The sequence below is a fragment of the Maribacter spongiicola genome (genome assembly GCF_052119685.1).
Taxonomy (GTDB): Bacteria; Bacteroidota; Bacteroidia; order Flavobacteriales; family Flavobacteriaceae; genus Maribacter; species Maribacter spongiicola_A.
This window is the reverse complement of sequence record NZ_JBGQOO010000003.1, coordinates 23,392-44,314: the sequence shown is the minus strand read 5'-3', so window position 1 is coordinate 44,314 and position 20,923 is coordinate 23,392. Positions and strand designations below refer to the sequence as shown.

The following is a 20,923-nucleotide window of genomic DNA, read 5'->3' as shown; positions in this document are numbered from 1 at the left end:
AATTGCCCCATGAATAGTAAGATTGTAATTTATCATGTATTTACCAGGCTTTTTGGTAATACAAATACCAACAACAAGCCATGGGGTACCATCGAAGAAAACGGAGTAGGGAAGTTTGCTGATTTTAACAAAAAAGCGCTTGCGGAGATTAAAGATTTAGGTATTACCCATATTTGGTATACAGGTATACCGCATCACGCTGTAATAAATGACTATACTGAAATCGGTATTTCAAATGATGATCCAGATGTAGTTAAGGGCAGAGCGGGTTCACCTTACGCGGTTAAAGATTATTACAATGTTAACCCCGATTTAGCTAAGGATCCCTCAAAAAGGTTAAAGGAGTTCAAATCACTAATTGATCGTACACATAGGGCGGGTATGAAGGTGATTATTGATATTGTACCCAATCATGTCGCCAGAAAGTATGAAGGAAAGACGAATCCTAAAGGGGTTTCTGATTTCGGATTTGGCGATGATACATCCGTTGAATATCAAAAAGACAATAATTTTTATTACATCCCGGGAACGGAATTCCAAACTCCGCAATGGCGAGATGGTTATGTGCCTTTAGGTGGTGATGTTCCGAATTATACAAATAACAAGCTAATTGAAATCCCCGCGAAATGGACAGGTAATGGCTCTCGAAGTGTACAACCAGATATGAACGATTGGTATGAGACAGTTCGTATTAATTACGGAGTAAGACCAGATGGCGGACTAGATTTTGACATGCTACCAAATGATTTTGGAGAGAAAGGTTATGAAGAGCATTTTAACTATTGGAAAAAAAGGGTTGTGCCAAGCTCATGGCGAAAATTTAGGGATGTTGCCTTGTATTGGTTAGCAATGGGCGTTGACGGCTTTAGATATGATATGGCAGAAATGGTTCCGGTAGAATTTTGGAGCTTTATGAATTCATCCATAAAAATGAAAAATCCCGATGCATTTATAATGGCAGAGGTGTATAATCCAGATTTATATAGAACATATATCCATAAGGGTAAGATGGATTACTTATATGATAAGGTCGATTTTTATGACGGACTAAAACATATCATGAAAGGGTATGGTTGGTCTGATCATTTACCGGTTGTTCAGAACGGTCTACAAGATATAGAACATAACATGCTTCACTTTTTAGAGAATCATGATGAGCAACGTATCGCTTGTACAGAGTTTGTAGGTAATGCTGAAATTGGTAGACCGGCAATGGTAGTTTCTGCAACGATAAGCACATCGCCGACCATGATTTATTTCGGACAAGAAGTAGGTGAGCCAGCTGTTGAACATGCAGGCTTTGGGAGTCCGTCAAGAACATCGATTTTTGATTACATAGGTGTTCCCCATCATCAAAGATGGGTAAATAATAAAAAGTTCGATGGTGGTCAATCTACGCCAGAAGAAGCTTCATTAAGAGATTTTTACAAGCGATTATTGAATTTCACCATAAGTAGTGAAGCACTTATGGGTGCGTACCGCGAAATTCATTTCTATAATAAAGAAATTACTGAAAATTACAATCATCGCGTGTTGTCTTATGTTCGTTGGTCTGAGAATCAAAAACTGATTGTGGTTTCAAATTTTGATGTCAATGATCACTTTTCGTTCGATTTAAAATTACCGGTTGATTTAATAAATACTTGGCAATTAAAAGAAGGTAATTATCATTTACATGATGTGCTTTATGGTCATGAGAATTCTTTAAGAGTAGAAAATGGAGAAGGTCATGTCGCAATCAACTTAAATCCTTTAGAATCCTTTATTTTTGAATTAAAATCTTAAAACATGCTCAATAGAATTTTTCTAGCTATTATTTGTTTCACTTTAGCATCTTGTAATATGAAAGAACCGTTAGTAATTGGTCATAGAGGTGCTATGGGTCACGAAACTGAAAACACCTTGGCATCTATTCAAAAAGCAATGGATTTGGGTGTTGATATGATAGAGATCGATGTCTTTAAAATTAAAAGTGGAGAGATTGTTGTTTTTCATGACGAAACTTTAAATCGATTAACAAATGCCCCTGGGAATATTGAAGATTATTATATAGTTGACTTAAAGAAGGTCATCGTTGAAGGCGGGCATGCAATACCAATGCTACAAGATGTTTTAAAACTAATAGATAATAAAGTAGCCTTAAATATTGAGTTGAAGGGCGCCGGTACTGCAGATAAGGTTAACCATATTATGAATTATTATATTGAAAAAAGAAACTGGTCGCCTGAAAACTTCATTATCTCAAGTTTTAATTGGGACGAACTGAAGGAGATACGTAGACATAACCCGAATGTGGCTATAGCCGTTTTAACCGAAGAAAACCCAGTAGATGCTATACCTGTAGCCAAAGAATTGAATGCTGTAGCTATTAATCCGTATTTCAAGAATCTAGATGTAGAATCGGCAAATGAAATTAGAGAAGCCGGATTTAAAATATATACTTGGACGGTCAATGAGCCAGCTGATATTGATGCCATGAAACGTATTTCGGTAGATGGTATTATTACAAACTTTCCAGAACGTGTAAAATAATGTACGATGTTTTAGTAATTGGTGGTGGTGCGGCAGGTTTTTACGCGGCAATACATATCGCAGAAAAAAGACCAAATACTAAAATAGCGATTTTAGAACGCGGTAAAGATGTGCTGACCAAGGTGAAAGTTTCTGGTGGAGGTCGCTGTAATGTTACGCACGCAGAATTCAATCCGGCAGATTTAAGTAAGAATTATCCTAGAGGTGAAAAAGAACTATTAGGTCCTTTTCATACCTATGCCAGTGGCGATACCATCGGTTTTTTCGAAGAACGCGGTGTGGCTCTAAAAATTGAGGAAGATGGCAGAATGTTCCCCGTCAGTAATTCATCACAGACCATTATAGACTGTTTTATTTCAGAGGCAGATAGATTAGGTGTTCAGGTGAAAACGCTTTGTTCGGTAAGCGGAATAGAGCAAACTGAGGAAGAAGGAGCTAAGATTTGGAAGCTTGCCGTAGGCGAGAGTTTTATGTACTGCAAAAAGCTCGTTTTGGCAACAGGAAGCAATCCTAAAATGTGGAAATATATTGAAACGTTAGGGCATACCATTATTCCGCCTGTACCATCATTGTTCACTTTTAATATCAAAGATGAACGTATAGCAGATATTCCTGGTGTCGCAACGCATGCCGAGGTAAATGTTATACCAAAAAAGAACTTCGGTAAAAAGACAGGAAAAACAAAATTAGATATATCTGGTTTAAACTCAGACGGACCATTATTGGTAACGCACTGGGGAATGAGCGGACCGGCTATTTTAAAACTATCTGCATGGGGAGCGAGAATTTTAGAACAGTATAATTATCAATTCAAAATACAGGTGAACTGGGTTCCGGAATATCACCAAAACGGATTGTTAGAATTGTTCTTAAAAGTAAAACAGGTAGAAAAGAAGACTATTTTAAGAACCAAGGTGCTCGATATTCCGAAGCGTTTATGGGCAAACTTAGTAAAAGCATCAGGTATTGACGATACTACAACCTGGCCAGAAGTATCAAAGCAACAATTAACTTCATTAGCAGAACAGCTGACTGCTGGCATTTTTCAAGTAAATGGTAAAAGTACTTTTAAAGAGGAGTTTGTAACGGCTGGTGGTTTAGATTTAAAGGAAATTAATTTTAAAACCTACGAAAGTAAAATTCTGCCAGGGCTATATTTTGCTGGGGAAATCATAAATGTAGATGCCATTACTGGCGGATTCAATTTTCAAAATGCCTGGACAGGCGGTTACATTGCAGCCAATGGTGTAGTCGAAGATTTAAATGTAAATCACACCTAAAATGAAAACCTATATTGCATTTCTAAGAGGAATAAATGTCAGCGGAAAAAACAAAATACCGATGGCTGAACTACGAGAATTATGCGAAAGTATAAAGCTAAAAGATGTTGAGACATACATTCAAAGTGGTAATATAGTTTTCAAAAGTGAACTCAAGAATACATCAGAATTAGAAGCATTAATTTTTAATGCTATTTTAAAAAGTTTTGGTTTCCAAGTACCAGTAATAGTAAAGACTACTTCACAATTACAGGATATTCTTAATGATAATCCGTTCAAGTCAGAAGATGAAATTATAAGAAAGAAAGTCTATTTTGTATTATTAAATGATGTTCCGAAAATTGGCGAGCTTACTAAGTTTAAAGTAGAATCGTACGAGAACGAAGAATTTTCAATTTCTGATTCTTGCATATATTTAAAGTGCAAAGTGGGATATGGTAAAGCAAAATTGAATAATAATTTGATAGAGCGAAAGTTGAAGGTACTGGCAACTACTAGAAACTATAGAACCATGCACAAATTATTAGAGTTGAGTTATTAGATTAATTCAATTCCCAAATTTTATAATTCAAAGCCGTAGCGAAACAAACCCAAAGTAGGTACGGAATTAGCAATATCGCTGCAAATTTACTAACGACATTGAACCATTTAATAGTAAGAGATAATACTACTAGAAGTGCCATAATTACGAGCAGCCCATAAAATGGTTGTTTAAGTCCGAAAAATACAATACTCCACAATCCGTTTAAAAGTAGTTGAAAACCAAAATGATATAATCCGGTTTTTACCCATTTATGATGAAAACCTTTTGCCCATACCCAGCCGGCAGAGATACCCATCATAATATAAAGAGCACTCCATACGGGAGCAAAAACCCAGTTTGGTGGGTTAAAACTAGGCTTGTTCAAGGTCAAATACCATCCGGTTACAGAGCTTTGCGTAACAACGCTACTCAAAAAGCCAATGGTAGAGCATATGATAATACCAATAAGAATATACGTAAGCTTTCTTTTCAACTGGTTGGTGTTTAGGTCTAAAATAAGGATTTATTTTAATTGATAGCCCTAAAAACTATATTTGCACAAATTGAAAATTCAATGTCAGAAAAAGATTTTATTCCAGCATCATATATTACATTGAAAGAAGAAGGCACGGTATCGTATTCTTCGCCCAGTAATATTGCTTTGGTAAAGTATTGGGGTAAGAGAGAGAATCAAATTCCCGCCAACCCATCTATCAGTTTTACATTGGCTGCATGTGTTACTAAAACTAGTGTGCAGTATAAAAAGAAGGGTCAAAAAAGTAATGAATTTTCGTTCGACCTATTGTTTGAAGGCGAAGCAAAAGAAGAATTTAAACCGAAAATAAATACATTTTTAAAAAGAATAGAAGTCTATCTACCATTTTTAAAAGAGTACCACTTTATTATAAATACATCAAATTCTTTTCCGCATAGTAGTGGTATAGCATCATCAGCAAGCGGTATGTCTGCTTTGGCATTATGTTTTATGGAGATGGAAAGGTCATTCTCATCATCAATTTTTGAAGAAGATTTCAATAGAAAAGTTTCTTTCTTATCTCGTTTAGGTTCAGGTAGTGCGTGTCGAAGTATTGAAGGGCCTTTGGTACAATGGGGAGAAACAGCCTCAATCGAGGGAAGCTCAAATTTATTCGGTATAAAATATCCATATGCAGTACATGAGGTATTCAATAATTTTCATGATACTATTTTATTAGTTGATAAAGGAGAGAAACAGGTAAGCAGTACGGTAGGTCATGAATTAATGCATGGGCACCCGTTCGCACCTCAACGTTTTGATCAGGCTCATACCAATTTAGAAAAGCTAAAATCGGTTTTAGCAGATGGTAATTTAGACAGTTTCATAAATATTGTAGAAAGCGAAGCGCTTACTTTGCATGCAATGATGATGACGAGTAATCCGTATTTTATATTAATGAAGCCAAATACCCTTTCTATAATCAATGCCATTTGGAAATTTAGGCAAGAATCCAATACACATGTTTGCTTTACTTTAGATGCAGGTGCCAATGTACATGTATTATATCCGGAAAATGAAAAGGACATCGTTTTTCCATTTATAAAAGAGAAGTTAGTACCTTTTTGTCAAAATGGACAGTATATTTGTGATAGAATTGGTCTGGGTGCTAAGAAGTTGTAGATGATTTATGTACGTTTTTTTTATTAAAAGCGTTTGTAAAGAGAACATTCATCTATTTTTGTTTAACCATTTATGGTATAACGTTCAACTTTGTGTGAATCTTTGATTATATTTATATAAGTTTCAATATTTGTTTAGTTTTTAAAAATGAAAGGACCTCTTTTTTATTCGAAAATTCTTCTCTTCGGGGAGTACGGTATCATAAAAGATTCTAAAGGATTATCTATACCTTATAATTTTTATAAAGGTGCTTTGAAATCTGATTCCAACTCATCAGTTGAGGCGACAAAGTCAAATAAAAGTTTAGAAGCATTTACTCATTATTTAGAAAATTTGACCATTAAGAATCCGAAGTTGGTTTCTTTCGATTTAGAGCTTTTAAAAACAGATGTTGCAGAAGGTATGTACTTTGATAGTTCTATACCTCAAGGTTATGGTGTGGGTAGTAGTGGTGCTTTAGTAGCAGCCATCTACGATAAATATGCACAAGATAAAATAACCGTTCTAGAGAATTTAACAAGAGAAAAATTATTGAAGCTTAAAACGATATTCGGTAAAATGGAATCGTTTTTTCACGGTAAGTCATCGGGACTAGATCCTTTAAATAGCTATTTAAGTCTGCCCATACTTATAAATTCTAAAGATAATATTGAGTCTACGAGTATACCTTCTCAAAATGCAGATGGTAAAGGGGCCGTGTTTTTATTGGATAGTGGTATTATTGGTGAAACTGCACCAATGGTTCAGATTTTCATGGAACAGATGAAAAATGATGGTTTCCGTAAAATGCTAAAAAATCAATTCATAAAGCATACAGATGCTTGCGTAGAAGATTTTGTAAACGGCAATATTCAGTCATTGTTCGGTAACTTAAAGCAATTGTCTCACGTGGTCTTAGATAACTTTAAACCTATGATTCCGTCAAAATTTCATGCCTTATGGAAAAACGGAATCGATACCAATGATTACTACTTAAAGCTATGTGGATCAGGCGGTGGTGGTTATATTCTTGGGTTTACAGAAGATTTTGAAAAAGCTAAATCTGCGTTAAAAGATTACAAATTAGAAGTAGTCTATAATTTTTAGGTAATTTCCATACATGCTTAATAGAAGAAATAAACTCTTACTTTTAAAAGTACTGAGTCTGTTTTCAGTGGTTAGGGGGTATAACATTTTAGTTATAGCGCTAGCCCAGTATTTGGCATCAATTTACATACTGGCACCAGAATTACCGGTAAGAGAAGTAGTATTTGATATTAAGCTTTTTGTTATTGTAATTGCATCTGCTATGGTCATTGCTGGCGGTTACATTATCAATAATTTCTACGACGCAGAAAAAGACCTTATTAATAAACCACGAAAGAGCATGTTAGATCGTTTGGTAAGCCAGCGGTTTAAGCTAACGACTTATTTTGTGTTGAATTTTTTCGCGGTAATAGCTGCAAGTTATGTTTCTTTTAGGGCGGTTTTCTTCTTCTCTTCGTACATTTTTGGTATCTGGATCTATTCTCATAAGATGAAAAAAATTCCGTTTTTAGGCAACTTTATTTCTGCAACCCTGGCGATAACCCCATTTTTTATAATATTTGTATACTATAAAAACATTCAACCTGTCATTTTTGTACATGCAGTATTTTTATTTCTATTAATACTTGCTCGTGAAATGATTAAAGATTTGGAAAATATATCGGGTGATCTTGCTCAGAATTATAGAACTATTCCGATTATATATGGGTCAAGAATATCTAAATTATTGATATCCTTATTAATTTTATTGACCCTTGTGCCATCATTACTGCTCATTTTTAAGTTCGATGTGGGGTATATGAACTTTTATTTTATGCTTTGTGTGGTATTATTGGTGTCTTTCATATTCCTGTTATTCAAAGCAAAGACCCGTAAAGACTATGTTTGGCTGCATAATATTCTTAAACTAATCATAGTAATGGGTGTTTTTGGTATTCTGCTCATAGATGTTAATCTTGTTTTAAACAGAATACTATAGTTGTTGGTAATATGTTTCATATAACTATTTGAACGGCAATGCAATTTGCTACCTTTGTGCAAAATTGGTACAGTTATGAGTAGGGATGATTCTAGTAGGGATAAAAATGCTTCAGGTAGGCAAGGGGGTAATTTTAAAAAGAAGAGCTATGCTCGTGGTAATGCGCCCATTAAAAAAAATGTGACGCCAGCTAAGCCACAAGATCCAAATGCTATTAGACTAAATAAATATGTAGCCAACTCTGGGGTATGTTCTCGTAGAGATGCTGATATCTATATTGCTGCAGGTAATGTAACTGTAAATGGCAAACCAATTACAGAAATGGGGTATAAGGTAAAATTGACCGATGAGGTAAAATTCGATGGTCAATTATTAAATCCTGTAAAGAAAGAATATGTACTTCTAAATAAGCCAAAAGACTTTGTAACTACTATTCGCGATGAAAAAGGCAAAAGACACGTATCAGGGTTAATATCTAGTGCTTCTAAGTCAAAATTATTGCCGGTAGATAAATTGGAAAAAGACCATACAGGTTTACTTTTGTTCACCAATGATGGCAATATGACCAAGGTCTTAAAAAGTCCTATAAATGGTATGCGTAAGATTTTTCATTTGGTGCTTGAGCAAGAATTAAGAAGTGCAGATTTAAAGAAGATACAAGAAGGTGTTACAGTTGACGAAAAGGTAGTAAGAGTACAAGATGTTAGTTTTATTGCCGATGCTCCTAAAAGAGAAGTAGGCATTGAAATTTATAGTTCTAGAAATAAAATTGTAGAACGTTTATTTGAAACTTTAGGATATAAAGTTCAGAAATTAGATAGGGTTGTTTATGGTGGTCTTACTAAAAAAGATTTACCAAGAGGACACTGGAGGTATTTGACAGATCAAGAGGTAATAAACCTTAAGATGATCAAATAAAACGCTGTCCTTGTCTGTTTAAAAGGCTATAGGATATGAAATTATTTCAGTGCACAAATTGTAAGAATACAGTTGTTTTCGAGAATAACGTATGTGTAAATTGCGGCTACCTATTAGGGTACTCTTCTTATTACAATAAGATAGTTTCTTTAGATGCAAATGCTACGCAATGGAAACTTCCAGAATTGGAAGATAAAACTTATGTATACTGTAAAAATCAAAAGCATCATGTTTGTAATTGGCTTGTAGATATAGAAAGGGGAGATGAGTTCTGCTTAGCTTGCAGCTTAAATCGAACTATACCTGATATTCTAGATGATGATAATTTAGCCAAGTGGAAGCAAATTGAAATAGCCAAGCATAGATTGGTATATCAATTATTACGTTTTAGATTATCGGTGGTGAGTAAAACTATTGATGATTCTAAAGGTCTTTGCTTTGACTTTTTGGCGAAAGATGATTTACCAGAAGCGTCTAAAGACCTAAAAACAGGACATGCAAATGGTGTAATTACCCTCTTGATTTCTGAAGCAGATCCTGTTGTTCGAGAACAGATAAAGCAGCAAATGTCTGAGCGGTATAGAACCTTACTCGGTCATTTTAGACATGAAGTAGGACATTATTTCTGGGACAGACTAGTTCGTGATAATCCAGCTGTATTAACTGGATTTAGAAATATATTTGGCGATGAATCTATGTCGTACGCTGATGCCTTGACCAATTATTACAATAATGGTCCACAGGCAAATTGGCAACAACGTTTTATAAGCAAGTATGCATCATCTCACCCATGGGAAGATTGGGCCGAAACCTGGTCGCATTATTTACACCTTACCGATGTGTTAGAAACTGCCTATAATTTCGGACTCAAAACAGATCCTAAGATTACTGCCAAGAAAAATTTAAAGATGAATGCTAGTTTCGATCCTTATAAAGAAACCAGTTTTAAAAAGGTATTGAATACCGGTATGCCTTTACTGTTCGCATTGAACAGTATGAGCCGTTCTATGGGAGAAGACGATCCTTATCCGTTTATTATATCAGAGCCTGTAAAGAATAAATTAGAGTTCATTCATAATTTATTAAAGAGTGTTTAGTCTCTACTAAAGCCCTTACCAAAACGGTAGGTGGCAATAATGCCATGGGTGTTACCCAATGGAGAATCGTTCATGGCTACATTGTAACTATATATGGCTCTAATATTTTTGAAAAGATAGACACCTGCTAAAAGATTAATCGACGAATTAGTTCTATAACCTGTTCCTAGTTCAAATCTGTTTCTGTAACTGACAGCGATATTCATGTCTACTTGAAATGGAGCGCCATTTTCATATTTCAATAATAAGTTTGGCTTAACCATTAATTCTTCAAATTTGTTTGAAAAGAAGCGATATCCTAAATAGCCATAATACGGAACGTTTATTTCAACATTATCATCGGAAACAAGCATGTCACCAATTACATTTGGTGTAGAAACTCCTACATATACATTGGCAAGATTTAGAAGAAATCCTAATCCAATGGTTGGAATAGTGGCATTAATATTCATAGCAAAATTAGGGTCATCAATTATACCCAATTCAAGTAAGTTTTCTTGATACTGCTGTACACCAGGTGATATAGAGAAAGACAATGAATTTGGGGTGTATATTTGCCAATAAGGTCTATTATTTTTAGTGTCGAAGAATATCTTATAAGAGTAAGTAACAAAAGCACTTGTTGAGGTGGTTACACCGACTTCATCACGTATTAATCCTGCTCCTAACCCAACTTTACCTCGGTTTAATGGAGTATGGAAACTTAAGGCAAAACTTTTAGGACTACCTTCAAATTGATTAAAAGTACCAGTATTACTAATACCTATTTCAGCACTTGGTGCAAGTCCCGCAAAGGCAGAATTTACCAAGTACGGATTGTAATTATACTCAGAGAAAGTAGGGGTTTGCTGCGCTATTGACATATTATTGGTCAATGCCCCTAAGACGAATGCTATCAAAGCGATGTTTTTGTAAAAATTCTGCATGCTATTATCGCTTTAAAACAAGGAAACCTTGCGTTTTTCTTAAAATGGTTTCACCTTCTATTTCAATATTGAAGAAATAAGTACCCGTTGGCAATTGGTCTGCGCCTATTTTGGTCTTCATATTTGCAGTACCTGAAAATACGTTAGATGCATTGTCATAATTCTCAACCTGAAAGACCATATCGCCCCACCTATTATAAATGCTGACAATATTTTCGGGGTAATAGTTTATGTTTTCAATGTGCCAATATTCGTTTATTCCGTCTCCGTCTGGTGAGAAGCCGTATTTTGTTTCATCTTCAGGAATCATTGTTGTAAACGATTGTTGTTCACAACCTATAGCATCACCGGCACTGTTATAAGATGTAATAGTAACAAAGATTTCGGTATCAAAAGGAAATTCTTGTTCGTGTGTATAGCTAATAGCCGTACCCATATCTATAGTATCTAAAATATCATTTGCTTCAGTAGATGTTCCAATAGAGATTCTGTACCCATCTGTTTTTTCAACTTCTTCCCAAGAAATGGTACTTTCTAAAGAAACATTGTTTTCTCCGTTAGCTGGACTCGATAATAGTGCACAATCAGGAGCTACAACTTCTGTTGTAAAGCTTTCTGAAATACAACCTTCTGCTTCACCAGAAGAATTATAAGGTGTAACAGTTACATAAATTAATGTCTCAGAAGGCAAATTTTCATTGAGAATATAACTAGTCAATGAAGCAACATCTTCATCAGTAACAATATCATTTCCGCCATTAGTTGTGCCAATTGAAATGTAATAGCCATCTGCTTCATCGGCAACGTTCCATTCGATATCTGTGCTAACAGAAATATCATTCCCGTTCTGTAATGAAGAGATAAGAGAAGTACAAGAAGGTAAAGGTCTTATAGTAAAGCTTTCAGAAGTACAACCATTAGCATCACCAACCTCGTTGAAGGGGATGATGGTAACCGTTACAATTTCACCTATGTTAAATTCATTTGGGAAAGAGTAGGTGGTATCTAAAACTTCTAAGTCGGTTACGTTATTTATAGTGCTATTATCACCAGTAATAGTCAATTTATAGCCATTTGCATCTGCTACAGTATTCCATGTAATTTCACTTACTTCTGCTAGTACATCATTATTAAGAGGTGAAATTAAAGTCGTACAATTAGGGATTGATTTAATTGTAAATGTTTCAATAGAACAATCTATAGCTTCACCTGCATTGTTGTAAGGTGTTATATTTACCGATACTATTTCTCCTTGTTCAAAATCACCGGTAAAATCATAGGTGTTTCCAGAGGTAATATCTAATTCTGATACGTTGTTTGCGTTACTGTTACTTCCTGTAACAGAAAGTAAGTATCCAACAGCTTCAGGTACTGCCATCCATTCTAAGTTAGAATTTAAGGCTACATCAACATCACCGTTAGCAGGCGAAGTTAATATTGTACATAAAGGGATAGCTTGAATAGTAAACGTTTCTGTTGAGCAACCAATAGCGTTACCAGATTCATTATAAGGTATTATAGTAACCGAAACAGTCTCACCTTGAGTAAAGCCGGAATCAAAATCTATTGTTGTAAATGTGGTTTTTCGGTCAGTAAAATTGTTAATCGTACTTGTACTCGCAGATACAGATACAAAATATCCAATAGCATCTACAACGGCATTCCATGAAATCGACGTGCTAGTGTCAACTTGAGTATCACCATCTATCGGCAGGTTTAAGTTAGTACAACCTGGTACAGGCTTAATAGCAAAAGTTTCAGAAGTACAACCTACAGCTTCACCAGAGCTATTGAAAGGTTTTATGGTAACCGTAACAGTTTCACCTTGTATAAAGTCATTTGTAAAATCGTAAGAAGTTGCTATAACGTCAACGTCGGTTAAATTATTGACAGTGCTTTCACTAGCTGTTACTGTTATGGTATAACCAGTTGCACCGTCTACTGCATTCCAGCTAATATCTGTATCGATATCTGCATTTGCTGTATTGTTTACAGGAGTAATTAATGAAGTACATGATGGAACCGGCGGAGGAAGAATTGTAAAGCTTTCAGATGTACACCCTGTAGCCTCTCCATTTGTATTGTAAGGCTTAATACTTACAGTAACAGTCTCACCTTGTATGAAATTGTTTGCAAAATCAAAGGTTGTATTTGTGGTTACATCAAAATTGGTCATATTGTTAGCAGTACTATTACTGCCAATAACGGTTACTCTATAACCTTCGGCGTCAGAAACTGCATTCCATTCAATAGAAGTATCTACAGCAACATTAGTGGCGTTATTTGTCGGGCTTGTTAATGAAGTACATGCTGGTGGACCTATCGTTTCAAAAGTATATTCTATACAATCTGCGGAAGGACCATTTATGTTTGACGCAATTATAGAAACATAAATTGTTTTATTTTCTGGTAGGTCGCTCGTGAATGTATATGTGGTTATATTCCCAATATCGCCTGTAAAAATTTCTGTTCCTCCAGAAGTTGTACCTACTTTAAGATTGTATCCGTCTACAGACCCAGATCCGTTCCAGCTTAAATTAGTATCTAATGCAACTTGAGTAGCACCGTTGGCTGGTGAGCTTAGAATTGGGCATGAAGGAGGACTAGTTGAATTTCCAGTTGTAAAGCTTTCTTCTATGCATCCGGTCGCATCGTCAACATCGTTGTAGGGTATTATGGTGACGTAATATGTTCTACTCTCAAGTAGGTCTTCTGGTATGTCATATGTTGTAGCATTATTTACATCTACATTATTTACTATTTCATTACCCCCTTCGGTAGTACCAACAATTACTAAGTAACCGGTAGCTTCGGGAACTGCTGTCCAACTTAAATTAGCGTCAATAGCAACGTCTGTATCTAAATGAGCAGGGCTTATTAAATTAGTACATGTAGGTGCAACAGGAATTAATTCTGTATGGAAACGTTCTTCGGTACAAGAACCAGATTCACCTTCACCATTATAGGGTATTATAGTAACGAAAATATCATTGTCTTCAGGTAAGTCGGTAATAAATTCAAAGGTATTAACATTACCTACATCTTCAGAATTTAATATGTCACTAGCACCAGAGGAAGTTCCTACGGTAAGCTTATAACCATCGGCATTTGAAATAGGGCTCCAGCTTAAATCAGTAGTTATTGACACTTCTGTTGCTGTATTTAAAGGAGCCGTCAAAGAAGTACATTCAGGTATGGTTGCGGCAGAATTTGAAATAGTAAAACTCTCTTCAATACAAGTTCCAGGATCACCTTCATCATTAAAAGGAATAATTGTTACATAAACCGTATCACCAGTATTAAAATCAGATGCAAATTCATAAGATGTTTCATTAGTGATAGTTTCATTGTTTACTATGTCATTTCCACCTGCAGAGGTTCCTACTGTTAGGTAATAACTTTGTGCAAATTGTGCAGCGTCCCAAGTAAGGTTAGTATTGACAGGTACATCGGTATCACCATTTAAAGGTGATGCCAATTGTGTGCAATTTGGGATTGGGCAATCACGAACATCTTGGTCAAAGGTCCAACCATAGTTGTCAATCATAGATTGTCTTTCTTCTTGTGCATCACAATAGGGCAGACCTTGTGCACCTAGGGTTATACCTGATGTTAAATTCTGCTCGGACCAAGCAATTAACGTATTGTCATAATTTTCTCTTACCAATGCAGTGTTGTCTAACATATCGCTCATGTTAGTTACTCCGCTAACATCCCATTCTGCCAAGCTTTGGTCTAGTGAAGAGGCATTGTAAAAAGTGGATCGCATGCTAACATTTCCCGGATTCCATAAATCCATAGGTTGGTTGTAAGCCAATGCGTTGTTGAACATATAATCCATGTTGCTTACCCCAGATATACGCCAATTGTTTATATTTTGGTTGAAAGCAGTTGCATCGCTGAACATTTCTTCCATGGTGGTGACACCTCTTACATTCCAATCCCCAATAGTTTCATTAAATACAATGGCGCCTTTAAACATGTCTTCCATGGTAGTTACAGAGGCTACGTTCCAAGAATTCATGCTTTGGTTGTAACTGGTAGCTTCGTTAAACATAGCTTCCATTGTGGTTACAAATGAGACGTTCCAAGCATCAATGTTTTGATTAAATAGAGTTGCACCGCTAAACATTTCTTGCATGCTCAATGCTTCTCCAGTATTCCAATTTGTAAGTGGTTCATTGAAAGCTGATGCGTTTTTAAACATCGCTGCAAAGCTGGTTACCACAGCAGTATTCCAATTGTTTAAAGGTCGATTAAAAGCTTCAGCGCTTTCGAACATAGACGGCATTAGCGTAACCGATGATACGTTCCAATTATTTAGCGGTTGATCAAACAGTAAAGCGTTTTTAAACATAGATGTCATGTTGGCAACGGCACTTACATCCCAATCTATTAGAGGTTGATTAAAAACTTCTGCCCCATTGAACATTTCAGACATGTTTACAACAGAGTTTACGTCCCAACTATTTAATGGCTCGTTAAAGCTGAGAGCTGAACTAAACATGGAAGACATATCTGTTACGTTCGTTACGGACCAGCTGTCTATGTCTTGGTTGAAATTTTGAGCGTTATAGAACATAGAACCCATATTGGTTACCGAGTTTACATTCCAATTGTTTAGAGGTTGATTAAATATTTCAGCGTTATTAAACATATAATTCATGGTAGTAACCGATGATACGTTCCAATCATTTAGAGGTTGATTAAATGCTTCAGCGCTTCTGAACATAGAGCTCATATTGGTAACTGAAGAGGTGTCCCAGTCGTTTATGTTTTGGTTAAATAGCTCCGTAGATCCAAACATGCCATACATAGAGGTAACTTTAGATACGTCCCAATCTAATGGCTGATTAAATGCTTCTGCATCATAGAACATAGAACCCATATTGGTAACATTGCCTGTATTCCATGAATTTATGGGTTGGTCAAATTCTCTAGCGCTATAGAACATACTGGTCATGTTAGTAACATTGCTGACATCCCAGGTGTTTAAAGGTTCGTTAAAAATATAGGTTCCTTTAAAGGTAGATTCCATGTTCGTTATATTGCTAACATTCCAATTATTTAAATTTCCATTAAATAAATGGGCGCCTTCAAACATTTCGGACATATCGGTTACAAGGTTTAGGTCAGGAATATCTGTAGCATTATACTCCATGTTTTCACATCCAAAGCAAGCTCTTTGCATGGATTGATACTCATGTGTTCCCCATTGGTCAATAGATATGACTTCATCGGCATCTCCATAGTAATGATAAGGAGCAGGGAAATCACCAATTATGGATATCGTATATATGCCAGGGGTGTTGTATATGTGTCTAAGATCACTTGTAACATTATTGTTGTATTCGCTATCTCCCCAATCAACGGAATAATTGTAGCTGTAGCTAGAATTTCTTTGAATTCTAAAATCAAATTGATCAGTACCATAAGTAGATCCGAGGCTAGTGTCAATCGTAAATTTATAGGCTGCTGGACTATTGACCCATGAAGGTACTACGGTAAAGCTAAATTCTTCACAGCCAACTGCCGGACCTTCACCATTATAAGGTGTAACAGTAATGAAAATAGTATCGCCTGGAGTAAATTCGTTGGTAAAAGTTAAAATTTGTACGTTACCAACATCATAATTATTTGCAGGGCTTCCACTGATATTTACAAAGCTACGTACTCCTCCTCTTTCAACTTCTAAGTCAATATAGTAACCGGTCGCATTTGGTGCGGCAGCCCAATGTATGTTAGAATTTGCAGGAACATTCGTATCACCTTCAGCGGGGTTTGTAATTGTTGTGCAGAACACATTTGAACAGTTAACAATGTCTCCGGTTATAGTCCAATTATGGTTGTCAATAAGTTCTAGTCTTGCAAGTCTACCATCACAATATTTTAAGCCTGTTGCTCCTAAGTCAACATTATCTTCAACGGTTTGGGTAGCCCAACCGATTAAAGTAGCATCATAATTTTCCTCAGATAATCCAGAGTTGGATAACATTGATGTCATAGATGTAACGGAAGAAATGTCCCAAGATGATAAGTCTTGGTCAAAAGCTTCAGCATTTAGAAATGTATTTCTCATTCTTGTTACAGCAGAAGTATTCCAGTTATCAAGAGGTTGGTTGAACAAAGGTGTATTTGCAAAAATACCGTCTAAATTGGTAAGTGAAGTAATTGACCAAGCGTTAAGTGGTTGATCAAATAATCTAGCATTATCGAACATGTTACTCATATTCGTAACATTAGAAACGTCCCAGCCTTGAATATTTTGGTTAAAACGTGAATCATGAAACATATTACTCATGTTCGTAACGCTACTTACATCCCAAAGATCTAGTGGTTGGTTATAAGCAGTTACGTATATAGATGCCCAACCGGCAAACATATTGCTCATATTGGTTACGTTACTAACATTCCACCCATTTAGTGGTTGGTTAAAAGAAGAGCTTTCAAACATACCCAACATGGTAGTTACATTACTAACATTCCATTGATCTAAAGGTTGGTTAAAATCTTTTAAGCTACCGGCACTACCAAATGTTCGGCTCATGTCGGTTACATTGCTAACGTCCCAATCATTTAAAGGTTGATTAAAATTGTTGTTTTGGGCAAACGTACTCGCTAAGGTGGTTACATTGCTAACATCCCATAAATTTAGTGGCTGATTGAACGGGCAGTTTTGGAACATTCCAGAAATATCCATCACATTGCTAATATTCCAATTGTTTATTGGTTGGTTAAAGGATGTTAGGTAAAACATGCTTGCCATAGTGGTTACATTGCTAACATCCCATAAGTTTAATGGCTGATTAAATACTCTGGCATAAAAAAACAAATTAGACATGTCCGTTACATTACTAACGTTCCAATTGTTTATATTTTGATTAAAATCTTCAGCATGATTAAACATATTGGACATTGTGGTCACTGCAGCTGTATTCCAACTATCTAGTGGTTCATTAAATAGTTCGGCTTCGTAAAAAGTATAAGACATATCTGTTACTGCCCTAGTATTCCAATTTGCTAAGGGTCTATTAAATGTTTCTGCTTCATAAAATAAGCCAGAGATATCATTAATAGTACTGGTATCCCAGTTATTGACAATTCCATTAAACGAAGAACAACCTCTAAACATCTGTTTCAAAGAGGTGACTTGAGCAAGGTTAGGATCGTCAATTAAATCAAAATTCAAGTTTTCACATCCATAAAAAGCATTTTCCATGGTTTGCCATTCTATGTCTCCCCATGCAAGTATTTCTATAATCTTTAGTTTGTCATTTGCATTTTCATCGTTAAAATAAATAGAAGGAAATGTACCGCTAATACTAATTGTGTATATACCGGGAGTTGCATAAGTATGAGTGATATTTCCGGTTACTCCAGTATCTGTATTAGTATCTCCCCAGTCTATATTATAACTGTATGTTGTATATGCAGGGTTGGTTGGAATGGTAATTTGATTGGCTGCAGATGAGCCAGTTTCAATATTATTTGTGTTCCAAATAGAAGTAAAAGATTGAGAAAAAAGACTAAAACTTAAGAATAAAAGAAAAAGGGTAATACTTTTTTTAAAAATTGGCATGCCGGTTGGTTTATTCGAGGGTTTACCTCAAATATGCCCATGAAATCGAAATGTTAAAATTTTTTGTTGTGAACGCCTATTATATAGATGTAAAGTCTAGTTTTTTTGATGAACTGCATAATAACCAAACCTTTAAAGAATTAGAAAAACCTTTTAAGAGGTAGTATTTAATCTTATCGGATTACAGTCAATATTTTACTTGTCTTATTTTTAAACTTAGTTTAAATACTATTATAAATGTCTCAAAATAAGGAAGAAAATCATATTAAATTTGGAATTTCTCACCTACCCAAATTACTGGTTAACACCTATAATATATGGATGGAAAAAGAACCGTTTCAAATTAGTGCGGTTATAGCTTATTATGCAATTTTATCATTGCCGGGTCTTCTTATTTTAATTCTAGAATTGGTCGGTGGTATTTGGGGCAAAGAAATTGTACGTGGAGAATTATTTGCTGAAATCTCATCTGCAATGGGACCTGAAACAGCGCAATCTATACAAGAAATGATAGCGGATAGAGGTAGTGAAAATACATCTATAGTGGCTACGATATTAGGTGTAGGAGTGTTAATTTATGGTGCTACCGGAGTTTTTTATCAACTACAAAATGCGTTAAACGATATTTGGAAAGCGAAACCAAAATATACCAATGAAATATTATCTACCCTTTTCATGCGGTTAAAAGGATTTGGTTTTATTCTAATTTTTGGATTTCTCTTGCTTATAAGTTTCGTGCTAACTTCATTTTTATCGGCATTTTCAAAACAATTATCCAGACTTCTGCCCGATGGTATGTTAGAACTAGGTTTCGTATTGGATATTGTTATTTCCTTAACCTTTATCTACCTATTATTTGGTGCCATGTTTAAATACCTGCCCAGTACACATGTACGTTGGAAAGCGGTTAAAGTAGGAGCGGCACTTACAGCCTTTTTGTTTTTGATAGGTAAATACGCGCTTGCTTTTTACTTTAGTAAGGCAGAGCCAGGCTCTACTTACGGTGCGGCCGGCAGCATCATTTTAGTGATGTTATGGGTATCTTATTCTAGCTTAATCGTAACTTTCGGAGCACAGTTCACCAAGATTTATTCTGATAAGTACGTTAAGTTGAATTAACTATTTTTCATTTTATCATGAATTTCTTTCAAGCATAAATTACCTAAACTACCTTCATGGGTATGATGAATATCTCTTTTTGGAGTAAAAGTGCCATCATTAATTTCTTGCCCCATTTTCTTATAGGCATCTCTAAAAGGCATTCCGTTTTGTACCAATTCATTCAAAGTATCTACACTAAATAGATAATCATATTTTGGGTCGTCCAAAATATTTTCATTGACCCTAATTTCTTTAAGGCTGAATGTCAAAATTTCTAAACAAGCTTTCATATCTTGTATAGCGGGAATGATGATTTCTTTCACCAATTGTAAATCCCTATGATAACCACTAGGCAGATTATTGATAATCAATGTAAGTTGGTTTGGTATAGATTGCAGTTTATTACACTTACCACGAACCAATTCAAAAACATCGGGATTCTTTTTATGTGGCATGATGCTAGAACCTGTAGTCAGTTCATCTGGGAAAGAGATGAAATTGAAGTTTTGGCTCATATACAAACAAATATCCATTGCCATTTTAGATAGGGTAGCGGCAATATTAGCAATACCGAAAGCGGTAGCTTTTTCCGCTTTACCCCTGCTCATTTGGGCGGCGACGACATTATATTTTAGTGTGCTAAAGCCCATTTCCTTGGTAGTAAATCTACGGTCAATAGCGAAAGAACTTCCATAACCTGCAGCACTACCTAAAGGGTTTTGATCGGCTACTTTATAAGCTGCATCAATAAAATAAAGGTCATCTATTAAACTTTCTGCATAGGCAGAAAACCAAAGTCCGAATGAAGAAGGCATAGCAATTTGTAAGTGCGTATACCCAGGTAATAGTACATCTTTATGTTCTTGAGCCTTTACCAGAAGAAGGTTAAAAAGCGACTTTGTCATTGATTTAATTTCTGACAATTCATCTTTTAAATATAGATGCATAGCCACTAACACTTGATCGTTTCTTGATCTCGCCGTATGTATTTTTTTACCAGTATCACCTAAACTAAGGGTAAGCATGTATTCTATTTTAGAATGCATGTCTTCAAAAGATTTTTCTATAGAAAATGTCCCTTTCTCTATTCGCGCGGCAATATGGTTTAACTCATTAACAAGCTCTTGAGTTTCTTTGGGCGTTAGCAAACCAATTTCACCTAACATTTTAGCATGAGCTTTAGATGCGATTACGTCGTACTTGGCTAAAACCAAATCTAATTCCCTATCGTTGCCAACAGTGAAATGATCAATTTTTTTATCAGTACTAAATCCTTTATCCCAGAGTTTCATATGCAGTCAGTTA

Annotated in this window: 14 protein-coding genes; 10 read left to right on the top strand and 4 right to left on the bottom strand. The window is 35.5% G+C overall.

The genetic code is table 11. From position 1 onward, the window contains the following. The first annotated feature begins 9 nt into the window (after positions 1-9). Genes ACEN2N_RS06625 through ACEN2N_RS06610 form a run of 4 tightly spaced genes read left to right on the top strand, consistent with a single transcriptional unit; the run spans position 10 to position 4,353 of the window. Positions 10-1,785 carry an alpha-amylase family glycosyl hydrolase gene (locus ACEN2N_RS06625; RefSeq protein WP_441823591.1) on the top strand — a complete coding sequence of 592 codons (1,776 nt, stop codon included), beginning with the start codon at positions 10-12 and terminating at the stop codon, positions 1,783-1,785. Positions 1,786-1,788: 3 nt separating this feature from the next. Next, positions 1,789-2,532 (top strand): glycerophosphodiester phosphodiesterase, encoded by a 744-nt coding sequence (locus ACEN2N_RS06620; RefSeq protein WP_441823590.1) that lies wholly within the window; start codon positions 1,789-1,791, stop codon positions 2,530-2,532. Beyond that, positions 2,532-3,812, top strand: coding sequence for an NAD(P)/FAD-dependent oxidoreductase (locus tag ACEN2N_RS06615; RefSeq protein ID WP_441823589.1), 1,281 nt, complete (start codon positions 2,532-2,534; stop codon positions 3,810-3,812). Before ACEN2N_RS06620 ends, ACEN2N_RS06615 begins: the two co-directional genes overlap by 1 nt. Position 3,813: 1 nt before the next feature. Then, a complete protein-coding gene (locus ACEN2N_RS06610) occupies positions 3,814-4,353 on the top strand; it encodes a DUF1697 domain-containing protein (protein WP_441823588.1) in 540 nt (179 codons plus the stop codon). Between the two features lies 1 nt (position 4,354). Here the strand turns inward: ACEN2N_RS06610 and ACEN2N_RS06605 are convergent, their stop codons facing one another. After that, the gene (locus tag ACEN2N_RS06605; protein ID WP_441823587.1) at positions 4,355-4,828 is read right to left on the bottom strand and encodes a TspO/MBR family protein; all 474 of its coding nucleotides are present in this window, start codon (positions 4,826-4,828) and stop codon (positions 4,355-4,357) included. A gap of 81 nt (positions 4,829-4,909) precedes the next feature. On the opposite strand from ACEN2N_RS06605, the gene ACEN2N_RS06600 reads away from it, so the two are divergent. The 5 genes from ACEN2N_RS06600 (at position 4,910) to ACEN2N_RS06580 (ending at position 10,012) form a co-directional block, all read left to right on the top strand. After that, a complete protein-coding gene (locus ACEN2N_RS06600; RefSeq protein ID WP_441823586.1) occupies positions 4,910-5,992 on the top strand; it encodes a diphosphomevalonate/mevalonate 3,5-bisphosphate decarboxylase family protein in 1,083 nt (360 codons plus the stop codon). A 147-nt stretch (positions 5,993-6,139) separates the two neighbouring features. Beyond that, positions 6,140-7,078 (top strand): mevalonate kinase family protein, encoded by a 939-nt coding sequence (locus ACEN2N_RS06595; protein ID WP_441823585.1) that lies wholly within the window; start codon positions 6,140-6,142, stop codon positions 7,076-7,078. A gap of 13 nt (positions 7,079-7,091) precedes the next feature. Beyond that, positions 7,092-7,997, top strand: a complete 906-nt coding sequence (locus ACEN2N_RS06590) for a geranylgeranylglycerol-phosphate geranylgeranyltransferase (protein ID WP_441823584.1) — start codon at positions 7,092-7,094, stop codon at positions 7,995-7,997. 75 nt (positions 7,998-8,072) lie between these two features. After that, the gene (locus ACEN2N_RS06585; RefSeq protein ID WP_424002917.1) at positions 8,073-8,915 is read left to right on the top strand and encodes a pseudouridine synthase; all 843 of its coding nucleotides are present in this window, start codon (positions 8,073-8,075) and stop codon (positions 8,913-8,915) included. 35 nt (positions 8,916-8,950) lie between these two features. After that, positions 8,951-10,012 carry a zinc-binding metallopeptidase family protein gene (locus tag ACEN2N_RS06580; protein ID WP_441823583.1) on the top strand — a complete coding sequence of 354 codons (1,062 nt, stop codon included), beginning with the start codon at positions 8,951-8,953 and terminating at the stop codon, positions 10,010-10,012. Here the strand turns inward: ACEN2N_RS06580 and ACEN2N_RS06575 are convergent. Together ACEN2N_RS06575 and ACEN2N_RS06570 are read right to left on the bottom strand one after the other, a co-directional pair. Further along, positions 10,009-10,938 carry a PorP/SprF family type IX secretion system membrane protein gene (locus tag ACEN2N_RS06575; protein WP_441823582.1) on the bottom strand — a complete coding sequence of 310 codons (930 nt, stop codon included), beginning with the start codon at positions 10,936-10,938 and terminating at the stop codon, positions 10,009-10,011. The genes ACEN2N_RS06580 and ACEN2N_RS06575 overlap by 4 nt on opposite strands. Before the next feature lie 4 nt (positions 10,939-10,942). Then, a complete protein-coding gene (locus tag ACEN2N_RS06570; protein WP_441823581.1) occupies positions 10,943-18,517 on the bottom strand; it encodes a BspA family leucine-rich repeat surface protein in 7,575 nt (2,524 codons plus the stop codon). Positions 18,518-18,754: 237 nt separating this feature from the next. On the opposite strand from ACEN2N_RS06570, the gene ACEN2N_RS06565 reads away from it, so the two are divergent. Next, positions 18,755-19,636 carry a YihY/virulence factor BrkB family protein gene (locus ACEN2N_RS06565; RefSeq protein WP_441823580.1) on the top strand — a complete coding sequence of 294 codons (882 nt, stop codon included), beginning with the start codon at positions 18,755-18,757 and terminating at the stop codon, positions 19,634-19,636. Here ACEN2N_RS06565 and argH read toward each other — a convergent pair. Then, positions 19,633-20,910, bottom strand: coding sequence for an argininosuccinate lyase (gene argH / locus ACEN2N_RS06560; RefSeq protein WP_424002907.1), 1,278 nt, complete (start codon positions 20,908-20,910; stop codon positions 19,633-19,635). The two genes, ACEN2N_RS06565 and argH, sit on opposite strands and share 4 nt — an antisense overlap. Between the last annotated feature and the right edge of the window lie 13 nt (positions 20,911-20,923).